Origin of the sequence: Nonlabens tegetincola (assembly GCF_002954355.1) — a bacterium.
Classification (GTDB): Bacteria; Bacteroidota; Bacteroidia; order Flavobacteriales; family Flavobacteriaceae; genus Nonlabens; species Nonlabens tegetincola.
Genome location: NZ_MQVV01000010.1, coordinates 323,308 through 336,077 on the forward strand (window position 1 = coordinate 323,308; position 12,770 = coordinate 336,077).

Annotated in this window: 12 protein-coding genes; 5 read left to right on the forward strand and 7 right to left on the reverse strand. The window is 36.0% G+C overall.

Annotated features, from left to right (window positions below):
* The first annotated feature begins 146 nt into the window (after positions 1 to 146).
* The 4 genes from recA (at position 147) to BST93_RS02010 (ending at position 3,872) form a co-directional block, all read left to right on the forward strand.
* Positions 147 to 1,160: a recombinase RecA gene (gene recA, locus BST93_RS01995; RefSeq protein ID WP_042276864.1), complete on the forward strand. Its 1,014-nt coding sequence runs from the start codon at positions 147 to 149 to the stop codon at positions 1,158 to 1,160.
* 123 nt (positions 1,161 to 1,283) lie between these two features.
* Positions 1,284 to 1,709 carry a hypothetical protein gene (locus tag BST93_RS02000; protein WP_042276867.1) on the forward strand — a complete coding sequence of 142 codons (426 nt, stop codon included), beginning with the start codon at positions 1,284 to 1,286 and terminating at the stop codon, positions 1,707 to 1,709.
* A 9-nt stretch (positions 1,710 to 1,718) separates the two neighbouring features.
* Positions 1,719 to 2,264 carry an RNA polymerase sigma factor gene (locus BST93_RS02005; RefSeq protein ID WP_042276870.1) on the forward strand — a complete coding sequence of 182 codons (546 nt, stop codon included), beginning with the start codon at positions 1,719 to 1,721 and terminating at the stop codon, positions 2,262 to 2,264.
* 3 nt (positions 2,265 to 2,267) lie between these two features.
* Complete coding sequence (locus BST93_RS02010) at positions 2,268 to 3,872, forward strand: outer membrane beta-barrel protein (protein ID WP_105017896.1); 1,605 nt, start codon at positions 2,268 to 2,270, stop codon at positions 3,870 to 3,872.
* A 94-nt stretch (positions 3,873 to 3,966) separates the two neighbouring features.
* Here the strand turns inward: BST93_RS02010 and BST93_RS02015 are convergent, their stop codons facing one another.
* Complete coding sequence (locus BST93_RS02015; protein WP_244895628.1) at positions 3,967 to 4,707, reverse strand: lysophospholipid acyltransferase family protein; 741 nt, start codon at positions 4,705 to 4,707, stop codon at positions 3,967 to 3,969.
* A 128-nt stretch (positions 4,708 to 4,835) separates the two neighbouring features.
* Here BST93_RS02015 and BST93_RS02020 point away from each other — a divergent pair, with 128 nt between their 5' ends.
* Positions 4,836 to 5,348: an acyl-CoA thioesterase gene (locus BST93_RS02020; protein WP_042276879.1), complete on the forward strand. Its 513-nt coding sequence runs from the start codon at positions 4,836 to 4,838 to the stop codon at positions 5,346 to 5,348.
* A 7-nt stretch (positions 5,349 to 5,355) separates the two neighbouring features.
* Here the strand turns inward: BST93_RS02020 and BST93_RS02025 are convergent, their stop codons facing one another.
* The 6 genes from BST93_RS02025 to BST93_RS02050 form a co-directional block, all read right to left on the reverse strand.
* Entirely contained in the window at positions 5,356 to 7,128 is a 1,773-nt protein-coding gene (locus BST93_RS02025) for a MutS-related protein (RefSeq protein WP_105017897.1), read from the reverse strand.
* A gap of 2 nt (positions 7,129 to 7,130) precedes the next feature.
* Positions 7,131 to 7,499: an MmcQ/YjbR family DNA-binding protein gene (locus BST93_RS02030; RefSeq protein ID WP_060523542.1), complete on the reverse strand. Its 369-nt coding sequence runs from the start codon at positions 7,497 to 7,499 to the stop codon at positions 7,131 to 7,133.
* A gap of 72 nt (positions 7,500 to 7,571) precedes the next feature.
* The gene (amaB, locus tag BST93_RS02035) at positions 7,572 to 9,125 is read right to left on the reverse strand and encodes an L-piperidine-6-carboxylate dehydrogenase (protein ID WP_105017898.1); all 1,554 of its coding nucleotides are present in this window, start codon (positions 9,123 to 9,125) and stop codon (positions 7,572 to 7,574) included.
* Positions 9,126 to 9,136: 11 nt separating this feature from the next.
* On the reverse strand, positions 9,137 to 10,132 hold the full coding sequence (locus BST93_RS02040) for an NAD(P)H-dependent glycerol-3-phosphate dehydrogenase (protein ID WP_042276887.1): 996 nt from the start codon (positions 10,130 to 10,132) through the stop codon (positions 9,137 to 9,139).
* Positions 10,133 to 10,256: 124 nt separating this feature from the next.
* Positions 10,257 to 11,018, reverse strand: coding sequence for a tetratricopeptide repeat protein (locus tag BST93_RS02045; protein WP_105017899.1), 762 nt, complete (start codon positions 11,016 to 11,018; stop codon positions 10,257 to 10,259).
* A gap of 4 nt (positions 11,019 to 11,022) precedes the next feature.
* Entirely contained in the window at positions 11,023 to 12,768 is a 1,746-nt protein-coding gene (locus tag BST93_RS02050; RefSeq protein WP_105017900.1) for a BatD family protein, read from the reverse strand.
* Positions 12,769 to 12,770: the final 2 nt, after the last annotated feature.

Consider the following 12,770-nt stretch of genomic DNA (forward strand, 5'->3'; position numbering starts at 1 on the left):
ATTTTCTCTGTTTTAATTACGCTTTCGCGAAAGCGGAATAACATAATTTATTTCATTTAAGCACTCAATTATAGTAGTTAATAATCTTATTGAATTCCAGTTGCAAATGCTTGAATCTCCCTTTATTTTTACGTAAAATATTTCAAATGGCAGACGATAAAGAAAAAGCAGCAAAATTAAAGGCGCTGAAGCTTACTCTTGATAAGCTAGATAAAGCATATGGTAAAGGTGCGGTGATGAAAATGGGAGATGTAGTGGTTGAAGAAGTAGATGCTATACCTACTGGTTCACTAGCTCTTAATTCTGCCTTGGGTGTAGGTGGTTATCCTCGTGGTAGGGTAATTGAGATTTATGGGCCAGAATCTTCTGGTAAAACAACACTTACCCTACATGCTATTGCCGAGGCGCAAAAAGCAGGTGGAATTGCAGCATTCATTGATGCAGAGCATGCTTTTGATAGGTTTTATGCAGAGAAACTAGGTGTAGATCTTGATAACCTAATTATTTCTCAACCTGACCACGGAGAGCAGGCTTTGGAAATTGCCGACAACCTGATAAGATCAGGTGCTATCGATATCATTGTTGTTGACTCGGTTGCGGCGCTTACTCCAAAAAGCGAAATAGAAGGTGAGATGGGAGACAGTAAAATGGGATTACATGCTCGTTTAATGTCACAAGCTTTAAGAAAATTGACAGGTACTATCTCAAAAACTAACTGTACAGTAATTTTCATTAATCAATTACGTGAAAAAATCGGTGTGATGTTTGGAAATCCTGAAACAACAACCGGTGGTAACGCATTGAAGTTTTATGCATCAGTGCGATTAGATATAAGAAGATCTACTCAAATCAAGGATAGTTCAGGTTCTGTATTAGGTAATAAAACTAGAGTAAAAGTAGTTAAGAATAAGGTGGCACCACCTTTCCAAACTGCCGAGTTTGATATCATGTACGGTGAAGGTGTTTCTAAACTAGGAGAAATTATTGATCTAGGTGTTCAATATGAAATCGTGAAAAAAGCAGGTTCTTGGTTCTCCTATGAAGACACAAAATTAGGTCAAGGTCGTGATGCGGTTAAAACTATTTTGAAAGACAACCCAGATCTAGTCGACGAGCTTGAAGAGAAAATCATGAATGCTATTAAAGATAGTCTTTCATAACAACATTTAAATAATAGTAACTTTGTGACCAGCTGTAGATTACAGCTGGTTTTTTATTTTTTTATTTTTTCACGCAACCTTTTATATAGATATGCATCTATAGTATAGAAATGTAATTTGAATATGAAGTTGAAATCTTTATTGTTATCCCTTTTTGTTGTGTTATCAATAGTATCGTGTTCTATTGAAGATGATGGTCCACAGATAGCTTATTCTGCGGCTAAGGTGGTTGAAGTAAATATGCCAGACACCCTTGATTTTGGAACGACGCATATAGTTACTTTAAAAATAGAAAAACCTGCAGAATGCTTTGTTTTTTCAGGATTTGAGGTGATACCTACTTTAAATGAAAGAACGGTAACACCTGTATTGGTTTATAACGCAAATGATTGTTTTGCAGAAAATAACCCTAACAACGTTATTGAGGAAGAGGTTAATCTAAACTTTATAGCTGCCAGTAACGGTAGTTATGTGTTTAAATTTTTTAACGGATTGGATGCCGATGGGTTGCCTACTTATATTGAAATGACCGTTCCTGTAAGGGAATAAATTTATAATGTGGTTCAAAAAGAGCTTATCATATCATGTGCACAAGGAGATCGCAAGGCGCAAAGAGAAGTGTATGAACGTCTAGCTAGTAAGTTATACGCTAGTACACTCAAATACGCCCCAAATCAGGAAGATGCGCAAGATATCTTGCAAGACTCTTTTATAACAATATTTAAAAAAATAGGTCAGTTTAGTCATAAGGGATCTTTTGAAGGCTGGTGTAAGAGAATAGCAATTAATGAAGCTCTTAAAAGATACAGAGGAACAAAAATTTATAAACTAGAAGACGAAGAACAAATTAAAGATGTAGAATTAGAAGTTGAAGATGATGAAAGCTTGACAATGGATGAACTTCTAGGAATGATCCAAAAACTACCAGATCGTTATCGTATGGTGTTTACATTATATTCTCTAGATGGTTACAGCCACAAGGATATAGCCCAAATGATGGAGATAACGGTAGGAACATCAAAATCTAACCTAGCTAGGGCTAGATTTCATCTTAAGGATATGATAGAAAAATGGCGTGAGAATAATAATCATAACGCCAGCTAGAAAATGGCAGATAAAAAGAACATAGATAGAATTTTTCAGGAGCGTTTCAAGGATTTTGAAGTAACGCCACCACCTGGACTTTGGGAGAATATAGAACAAAAAATACCGTCTCAAAAACCAGAAAAGAAAGGTACGCCCATCTGGATATATTGGTCTGGAATAGCAGCAGCTATTGCGATAATTGTAACAACCGTTTACTTCTCAAATCAGTTTACTGATAATGTTGGGGTTCATAATGAGATAGTAACCACTCCAGACCTAGATCCTGACGTAGATGAAACAGAGGATAGAGCAATTTCTTATGAAGATAATAGCTCTTCTGTTTCGTCCACTCAGGATAATACCGAAGCTACAGATTCAAATACTAGTAGTCAGAGTAACAATACATCTATAAGAATCGATAACGATAACAATCAATCCACAATTAGCGATCAACAATCTAAAAATAATTCAGTTTTAAAGAAGGGTGATCGGGCAGGTGTATTGGTTAATAACTCATCCAAGTCCAGAATTAAAAAGAATTCAAAAGTTGTACAAAAAAGAGATTTACTTTCAACTGATGTAGCAAATCAAAACTTTGCTCAAAATAATCTCAATAATAATGACAAAATTAAAAATGGAATTGGTGATAAAACTAATAATCCATTAGGTCAATCAATGGCCAATAATTCTCAAGAAACACTATCTAATCAAAGTGAAGTTGAGAATAACGGCATTAAGGCAACTAAAAGCAATCTAGGAAATGACCAGTCGTTGATGGCTCACAATAAGAAATTTACTGATAGTTTGAATAAACAACGATCTCAAGAGTTGGATGCCATGCTAGCTGCTCAAAAATTAATGGAAGAGAAAAACGATTCAACGGCTACCGTATTCTCACCATCATGGCAAGGATCTAGTTTGATAGCACCAGTTTATTCAGATGTTTTATCGGGAACAGCCATAAACGATCAGGTAACTGAAAATGAAACTAATGGTAGTGTAAATTTAAGTGTAGGATTCAATGTTGCTTATAATTTTGCGCCACGGTGGAGCGTGAGAACAGGTGTGCACCGCATGAGATTAAATTATGGAACACAGGATGTGGTGTATAACACAGGATTTGATTTTTTTGCCAGAGGATCTACTAGTTCAACAGGCTATGACCCTAATGCTGTGTCCACTTCAAATCAAGCTCCTAATAATGTTGATTTACTAGCCTCTAGCTTTAATCAAGAGTTTGGTGCAACGACGACATTTAATGGTATTGAAGGTGAGCTTAGACAAGATTTGGGTTATGTTGAAGTGCCGCTCGAGGTTCAATATACCCTGATAGATAGTCAGTTTAAGTTTAATGTATTGGCTGGTTTCAGTGCATTATTCCTAACCGATAATGTTGTGGTCATTGAAAATGAAAAAGGAATAACAACCTTAGGTGAGGATTCTAATTTTAACACCTTTAATCAAAGTGCCAATTTTGGATTGGGTCTTGACTATAATTTTAATAATAAAATAGGTGTGAGTCTAGAACCAATGTTGAAATATCAACTTAATACGTTACGTACCAATTCTGAAAATTTTAGGCCGTTTGCGGTTGGAATTTATTCGGGAGTTAGATATAGATTTTAAAAGTATAATTGAGCTTTAGTTAAGTTGAAACTCGATTAATTATGCAATGATGATGAATGACCGTTTCCTGTGCCATGGAGACGGTTTTTCTTTTTTAAGATGCTCGTTCTAGTGATTGAAGAATTATTTGTCTTACGCTTTCGCGAAAGCGTACTTTATCATCCTGCAATGTCATACCAGTACTAGGTATACTAGGATGTACTATTGCTCTCATTTTCCCAGGACTTCCTTTAAAAAATTCAAATGGAAAACGCTTTTTATTATCAAATAAAGTGACGGGTAAAACAGGTATTTGATGTTCTATGGCAAGTCTAAAAGCGCCATCCTTAAAAGTGTCCAATAGAATACTTGTGTCGTCGGGAACTCCACCTTCAGGAAAAATACAAATTCCAACGCCGTCTTCCATACGTTGTCTGGCTCGATCAAATACAGCTTTGCGGCTTTTTGGGTTGCTCCTGTCTACAAGAATACAAGTGCGTTTATAGAAAAAACCAAATAAAGGGATTTTTGCGAGCTCTTTTTTACCTACAAAAACAAATGGATTTTTTGATATCAACAACATCATCATAATATCAGTCATGCTAGTGTGGTTTGCCACTAGCATATAGCTTTGATGAGGATCCATTTTGGCTAATCGTTTAATCTTTGGGAAGAATCCCATACCGTATAAAACGATGGCAGCCCACAATCTTGCAAGTTTAAAGAACCAATTGTAAGTTTTTTCAGAAATAGTAGTAAGAATTAACAATGGCATTAATACTACAATAGGAAGCCCTACTAGTACGTAGAACCACACTCGATAGACCGGCATTAATATGTAACGTACTATTTTCAAACTTTTTCAAAAATAATAAGAATTATAATGTTGAACGAGATAATGATCTCCACATTTTAACCTTAAATTCATCTAAAAGCTGTTAGGTAGTTAAGCTTATACGCTACTTTTGCAAAAAAATTCAAATTATGCAAGCTAAAACGCCATCGCAATCTTTTACAACGGTAACTGATATGGTATTACCTAGTGAAACTAATCCACTTAATAATTTATTTGGTGGTGAATTGCTAGCTCGTATGGATCGTGCGGCAAGTATTGCGGCAAGACGTCATTCTAGGCGTATTGTGGTAACAGCATCGGTAAATAATGTAGCATTTAATAGAATGGTTCCTCTAGGTAGTGTTGTAACTATTGAGGCACAAGTAACTAGAGCTTTTAAAACCTCTATGGAGGTTTTTATGGATGTTTGGGTAGAGGATCGTGAGAGCGGTGAGAGAACTAAAGCAAACGAGGCAATTTATTCGTTTGTAGCAGTTGACGATACAGGTAGACCGGTTCAAATTCCAGCCATTACACCAGAAACTGAAGAGGAAAAAATGCGTTATGATGCGGCTTTAAGGCGTAAGCAATTAAGTCTAGTTCTTGCAGGTAAAATGAAAGCTGCTGATGCGACTGAACTTAAAGCCTTATTTGAAGAATAAGTAAGGCTTATTCTACAATTCCCATTTTACGCAGCAGGAAGCTGGCGTTCATATTATGAGCTACTCCCGTTTTACATTTATAATCAAAATGTAATTCATCATTTACAACTTCTGCATCAAAATAGTAATTTTTAATGCTAGGATAATCGTTTGCTACCTGTGTTAGGCTTAAATCATGTGTGGCTATAATTCCTGTTGCGCCCAGTGAATTAAGTTTTTGTACCAATTTTTGTGATCCAATAGCTTTGTCCTCACTGTTTGTTCCTTTTAAAATTTCATCCAAAACAATGAAATAAGGAAACTCTTCAATGCTATTCATAATGTATTGTAATCTCTTTAATTCACCGAAGAAGTATGAGGTGTCATCTTGTATTGAGTCTGTAGTACGCATACTGGTGATTAGTCTAATAGGAGAATATACAACATCATGAGCACAAACTGGAAGTCCGCAATTTGCCATTACGATTAGTGATGACACGGTTCTAAGAAAGGTGCTTTTTCCAGCCATGTTGGCTCCGGTAATGATGAAAAACTCGCCTTGACTTATAAATATTGGATTTCCAATCGCTTTTTCTGGATTTAATAAAGGATGTGAGGCTTTGCTAGCTTGTAAGGTAAACGGACCAGATTTGATACTAGGATAGGTAAAGGTTTGGTTATTATAGGCATAATTAGCCATACTGTTAATGGCATCTACCTCTTCAATCATACTTATCCACGTTCCTACTTTTTCTTTATACTCACTTATCCAACGTTCAATGTAACTCATTTGCTTAAGATCCCATAAACCTAATGCATTTGCAATAAATCCAAACAACATGTTATGCCTTTGATCTAACCTACCTAGCGCTTGTGAAAAATCATGCATAACGCTAGATGCTTTTTTATCCTGTGTTTTAAGATTGTTTTGGATTTCTAACAGTAAAGATGATTGAAACTCTTGTTTCTCAATAAGCGCAATTAGTTTTCCATATTGAGCAAAAAAATCTTCAAGCGGTGTAATTACTTGAGCTACTTGATTCACTTTTTTAAGATAGCGCCTTGTCACTAATAGAGCAATAACAACACCTATTGAGGCTAAATAACCGTTAAAACTAGTAAAACTATACAAAGCAATAAGCACTATGTTAACAGTGAGAATTATAGACCATACCCATGAATAATATTTAGGTACAAATGGTTTGTAATTGGTAAACCAATGAGCAAAGTTTGTAGCACGATCTATGGAAATCAATCGTGCAGTAGCCATGTAGTTTTGCCTAAAATTAAGTTTGCCAGATAGCTCTTTAATCGCTATTTGCTTTTCAATTACATCAATAGGTTGATTGTGAGTTAGCTTTCGCGAAAGCGTAACTTCACCACCTTTTGTAGCACACCTATTTATTTGTTGAAATAATGAACCCTTACCAAATAAATCTATATCGTGTGAGTAGTCATGAGTGGGATTTTTATAAGCATCACCATCAACAAAGGAATCAAATTCACCTTGGACGGCTAAGATCTCCTTTTCATTAATTTCGATTAATAATTGATGAAAATCTTTTTGATTTTTTAAATTTTGGTGGTTCTTTACTAACCATAGAAATAGGGCGCCACCAGTACCTAAGATTAATGTTAGGACACCTATTTTACTCCAGAAATAATATACGCTTACAGCTAAGGATAGGAATAAAACTAATCTTAAAGCACTGCTCAATGATAGTTTTTTCTTTATAGCTTCTACCTTGCCTCGGTTGATTTCTATCCTTTCTTTATAGGTGTTTAATAGGTCTAATGTCATGTTTAGAGTAGCTGTAATTCTTGCTTTTGTTTTTTAGTGAGCTTATTTACTACAAGCTCATAACTATGATCGATCCACGTTAACAGTTCGTCATCGCCCATGTCTTCATTTAAATAAACTGTATTCCAATGTTTCTTGTTACTATGATAGCCACCGATGACAGTTCCCTCATACTTTTCACGTAATTGTATAGCTTTTTCAGGATCGCATTTGAGATTAACAGCTGGCTTACCGTTTTCCCAATGCTCTAATCCTGTTAGACAATACATTTTTCCCATAACCTTAAAGACTAAGGTTACCTGATCAAACGGAAATTCTTCTGTAGTACCCTTTTTCGACAAGCAATAATCTCTAAGTTGTTCTACGTTCATGATTTAAATTTGTCTAAAAATACAAAAGCAGCTCTTTTAAAAGAGCTGCTTTTAAGTATCTAATACTTTTACTTATAGATCAAATTTTATCCCTTGCGCAAGAGGCAACTCAGTAGTGTAATTGATAGTATTAGTTTGACGACGCATGTAGACTTTCCATGCATCTGATCCAGATTCACGTCCGCCACCGGTGTCTTTTTCACCACCGAAAGCACCGCCTATTTCTGCACCGCTTGTACCGATGTTTACATTTGCTATACCACAATCAGATCCTGCGTGCGAAAGGAAGCGTTCTGCCTCTCTTAAATTATTAGTCATGATGGCACTAGAAAGACCTTGTGCAACATCATTTTGTAGCTCAATCGCGTTTTCTACTTCACCAGAATATTTAAGTAAGTAAAGTACTGGGGCAAAAGTCTCATGTTGTACAATTTCCATGTTATTAGATGCCTCTGCAATCGCAGGTTTCACATAACAGCCGCTTTCATATCCAGCACCTGAAAGTACTCCACCTTCTACCAGAATATTTCCACCTTGTGCAACTACATCTTCAAGAGCCTTGTTATAATTAGCAACAGCATCTGTATCAATTAATGGGCCTACATGGTTATTCTCATCCAATGGGTTACCTATTTTAAGTTGTTGATACGCATCTACTATGGCGTTTTTAACAGTGTCATACATAGACTCATGAACGATTAATCTTCTTGTAGAAGTACAACGTTGACCAGCGGTTCCTACAGCACCAAAAACAGCGCCTATCACAGTCATTTTAACGTCTGCATCTGGTGTAACGATTATGGCATTGTTACCACCTAATTCTAATAATGATTTACCTAAACGTTCACCTACCGTTGCAGCTACTATTCTTCCCATACGAGTAGAACCAGTGGCACTTATTAATGGCACTCGTTTATCTGTTGTCATAAACTCACCTACTTTGTAATCACCGTTAATTAAACATGAGATTCCTTCAGGTAGGTTGTTGTCTTTTAAAACTTTGGCAATGATATTTTGACAAGCTACCCCACATAAAGGAGTTTTCTCACTAGGTTTCCACACACATACATCACCACAGATCCATGCAAGGGCTGTATTCCATGCCCATACGGCAACAGGGAAATTGAAGGCACTTATAATTCCTACAATTCCTAAAGGATGGTATTGCTCATACATGCGGTGTCCTGGACGTTCACTGTGCATGGTTAATCCATGTAATTGTCTAGAAAGACCAACGGCAAAATCACAGATATCAATCATTTCCTGAACTTCACCCAATCCTTCTTGGTAAGATTTTCCCATTTCATAGGAAACTAGTTTACCTAAAGGTTCTTTAAGACGTCTAAGTTCTTCACCGAATTGACGTACTATTTCACCTCTTTGTGGTGCAGGGATTACTCTCCACTCTTTATACGCTATTTGGGCAGCACTCATTACTTCTTCATAAGCATCTTTTGTAGTGACAGAAACCTCACCTATAACGGCACCATCAACTGGTGAATAGGATGTGATATACTCACTACCTTTGATTGATTTTGAACCTGTAGAAGTCCCTTCATTTTTCTTATTGAGACCTAGAGCTTCTAGAGCGGTGTTGATACCAAATTCTTTGGCTATTTCAGACATGTTTTTTGATTTTAGTCTAGCTTATCAGCTAGTTTTTTAAATACTTTCTTTGGGTTTTTATTGTCGTATAAAATGCTGTAAACAGCATTTAAAATAGGAGTACGGGCTCCTTTATCTTCGTTTATTTTGTACGCGCTTTTCGTTGCGTAGTAACCTTCGGCGATCATGCTCATTTCTAATTGTGCACTGCGCACTGTATATCCTTTTCCTAGCATATTACCAAACAATCGATTTCGTGAAAAAACTGAATAACCTGTTACTAGTAAGTCTCCTAAGTAAGCGCTATCGTTGATGTTACGTTTCATTTTGTGTACTTTTTTAATGAATCGTTTCATTTCACGTATAGCATTACTCATAAGAACGCTTTGAAAATTATCACCATATCCCAGACCATGAGCTATTCCAGCAGCAATAGCATAAATATTCTTAAGCATGGCGGCATATTCAGTCCCTATGATATCATCACTTATTTTACAGTTGATGTAATCACTATTAAGGCAAGTAGCTAGATGTTGCGCTTTTTCTTCATCTGCACATGCGATTGTAAGGTAGGATAACCGTTCTAGGGCAACTTCTTCGGCATGGCAAGGTCCCGTAATAACACCAATGTTTTCAAAAGGAATGTTGTAATGATCATGAAAATGTTCTCCAACAATAAGCCCTGTTTCAGGTACTATTCCTTTAATAGCACTAAAAATTATTTTGTTTTCCAATGAAACCTCTAGAGATTCCAACTCGCTGTACACAAAAGCACTAGGAATCGCAAATATGCAAATATCTGCAGCGCTCACGATTTCATTTATATCGCTAGACAAGTGCAATTGATTGTTTTTAAACTCAACTGAGCTTAAGTAATTAGGATTGTGGTCATTACGTTTAATATGTTCAATGGCATATTCACTGCGCATGTACCAATGGATAGTTTCTAGGTTCTCCGACAGCATTTTCACAATAGCCGTTGCCCAACTTCCACCACCTATTACTGCAATATTTTTTGATAATGTCATTCTACTTTTTTGGGGTATATGCAAATATAAGCAACTCAACAACAGACATACTTACACAAGTATTTTAGTTGTTATGCATGCATGATAAAACTTTATGTTCTAGATCAGATTGAAGAAAGATTTCTTAAAGCTTTTTCAAATCCTCTAATGGCATCCAGGCCTTACTACCATTTGCGAGTTGTATGTGCGCCCAATCATTGAATTCTTCAAGGACCTCAACCTTAGTTCCTTCATGAATAACAAAGCTGGTGCCAGCGCTATTTTTAGGTTCACTGCGAGTTGTGAATTCTTCTATGTAAACAATAGCAAATTGCTTTTTATCTAAATATTCACTACTGTAAAAGGCAGCAGCAGCAGTAGATAAAAACAAAATACCAGTAAGAATGAAAAGAATAAAAAACAATCTTTTTTTACTTGTAGTTCCTGCGTAAATATAAAGTACTATGAATAGTATGGTAAATAAGGCAGCAATGACACTAAAATAGGCCCATTCATCGACAGATAACGATTTTATAGTATCCTGTAAACTTCCAGATAAATTGTCTTGTGGTAAGGATTCTATAGCGTCTATTTTCATACGATTGGCAAATGCTAGATTGCTCTTAATATCTTCGTTTTCAGGGTCTAGTTCTAGGGCTTTCTCGTAATTATAAATAGCCGGACCTACCTGATTTAATTTGTAATGAGCATTAGCTAGATTAAAATAAACATCGGCACTGTGTAGACCTGTATTTAATACTTGCTCATAACCTGCAATTGCTATTTCATAATTTTCGTTAGTATATGCTTGATTCGCTTTCGCGAAAGCGGAATAAGCAGCCTCTTCTTGACTGAAAATAGGCCAAGTTAATAGGACGGTAGCTAGAAAAATTAAGGTTGTTCTCATAAAACTAGCTTTTTAATTGTTTGTCTATCAAATTAAGGACCTGACTAGCTTTTTCATAATCTTCTCTCATGCTAGCAGGAGTTGACGGCGTGTATCGTGCAAATTCACAGCTTTCTAGTAGTTTAATAAACTCTTGTTTTGTTTGAACGGTAGCACCGCGGTCTAATAAGAGTTGTCCTACATTGTTTTTAGTCATTTCACTTGTTGAAATACTAAGTTTAGATTTGAGATAATTGTGTAGGGATTTTTCTAGAGCGACATAGAATTCTTCGTGATTGCCTAAATTTTTACGAGCAGTGCTCAAGTATTTTTTACTTAATTTATTGGCGTTTCTCAATCGATTACCTACTACATCGGCAGCTCTAGATTCTTTACGTTTTTTCACTATTAAGAATAAAGGTAAAAGAAGGAAAATACCACCTAAGGTTATCCAGTATTTTGTTGAGCCAAAAAACTGTTCCTCGTTTTGTGATGTTAATTCGGTGTCCGTTTTAATGAAAACAAACTGGTTGTTTTGAGTAATGACATTTTTGTTTTCTGTGGTAGCTATAGGAGCAGCAACATCACCTTCTACTTGTAATAAAATTTCACCACTATTTAAACTTACGTAGGACTCCTTTTTGGGATCAAAATAACTAAATTCAACAGGTGGAATAACATATTTACCGCTGTATTGAGGAACTATGGTGTATTTGTCCTTAATATTTCCTCGCATTCCTGTAATTGAGGTACGTACGTTATTAATGCGTTCTGGTTCGTAAACTTCAAGACTCTTAGGTGCTTTAAGTTCTGGTAAATCCATTAATTTAAGATTTCCTACTCCACCTACTTGAACACTAGCAGTCATGCTTTCACCTGCTTCAATTTGTACTTGATCAGTTTCTACTTGAAATTCAAATTGACCTACCGCTCCATTGAAGTTTGCTGGTCTACCATCTAGTGGAAGATCTTTAACATCAATAGTACGTTTACCAGCACTGACTGTTATTTGTTCGGTGGTCATATATGGTCTACCTGTAAAACTACGTTGACCGGTAGGAACTACCACATCTACTTCTAAAGTAAGTGGTTCTATAATTAATTTACCTGTTTTTTGAGGATAGAGGATGGCTTCTCTTAATACTTTGTATCGATAAGGCTTTCCTTTATAAGTTCCTTCTTTAACTAGACTATTACGATTGTCGATATTATCACTCCAAAAGTCTGCGTATTTAGGTGAGTTAACCTCGCGCCAGTCATTTACTCCAGATGTGTTTGAAACATAAAGTTTGTATACGACCCTAATAGCTTCATTAAGATAAGGGTTTGCGTTTGAAATCTCGGCAACTAGATGTACGGTCTCATCTGCTCGTGGCGAGGTGTCATTAATGTTTTTAGGTTTATTTACAGCACCAGTTACATTTATCTCTACTGTTTTAGTAGAGTATGTTTTACCCTCGTAATTCATGGTAGCTGGTTTAATATACTGTTTTCCTGTTTTATTAGGTTTTAATATATAGGTAAACGATTTTGTCATGGATCCTTTTCCATTAATCCATTGTTGTGAAAAAGATTGACTAGGTCCACCTACTACTTGAAACCCTACAAAGTTTGGCGGTGTAAAATCATTACCATTTACATTCATTTTAAATTCAACACGCATGCGCTCATTGAGTGCGATACGTTCACGACTTACGCTCGTAGTAAACTCTACTTGTGCGTGTGCCCATGCTGCTATAAAAACTAATATGTAAAACCACGTGCTTTTCATTA